The sequence below is a fragment of the Paenibacillus sp. GCM10027630 genome (assembly GCF_042676305.1).
Lineage (GTDB): Bacteria > Bacillota > Bacilli > Paenibacillales > NBRC-103111 > Paenibacillus_S.
In genome coordinates, this window is the sequence record NZ_JBHTGY010000004.1 from 1 (window position 1) to 648 (window position 648).

The window sequence follows — 648 nt, forward strand, 5'->3', positions numbered from 1 at the left end:
TAATTTCGATTCAAATGAATCGAGTTACTTGGATTATGTGCGATCCGAAGATCGACACACGTTGCTCTATGCTTTGTTTCGGTATCTAGTTTTCAAGGAACAATCTTATTTAAAGATATGGTGGAGCCAAGCGGGATCGAACCGCTGACCTCCTGCTTGCAAGGCAGGCGCTCTCCCAGCTGAGCTATGGCCCCATAGTAGGATATGCAATTGGTGGGCCCTAGTGGACTCGAACCACCGACCTCACCCTTATCAGGGGTGCGCTCTAACCAGCTGAGCTAAGGGCCCTCATATTCATTTGCAGAAGCATTAAGCTTCCTTCACCCTTAAAAGGGTTCGCTTGGCAACGTCCTACTCTCCCAAGACCCTGCGGTCTAAGTACCATTGGCGCTGGAGGGCTTAACGGTCGTGTTCGAGATGGGAACGCGTGGTTCCCCTCCGCCATCATCACCAAANGAGTTATCGGTCTCCTGAAAGTAGTCATAATGCGCTGAAACGTATTATGTCACTTTTTGGGGATCCTATTACCCTCTCAAAACTGACCAACGAGTGAGTGTTGTTGTATTGCATATTTGTCCGATGACCTACAGTCACCATGGACTCCATAGAAAGGAGGTGATCCAGCCGCACCTTCCGATACGGCTACCT

2 tRNA genes and 1 rRNA gene are annotated in these 648 nt (G+C 49.3%); all 3 read right to left on the bottom strand.

Going from position 1 to position 648, the window contains the following annotated elements:
• Window positions 1-118: 118 nt before the first annotated feature.
• Window positions 119-194 (bottom strand) — tRNA-Ala (locus tag ACFQ0C_RS03385).
• A 17-nt stretch (window positions 195-211) separates the two neighbouring features.
• A tRNA-Ile gene (locus tag ACFQ0C_RS03390) sits at window positions 212-288 on the bottom strand.
• Between the two features lie 50 nt (window positions 289-338).
• Window positions 339-455 (bottom strand): 5S ribosomal RNA (gene rrf, locus ACFQ0C_RS03395).
• Window positions 456-648: the final 193 nt, after the last annotated feature.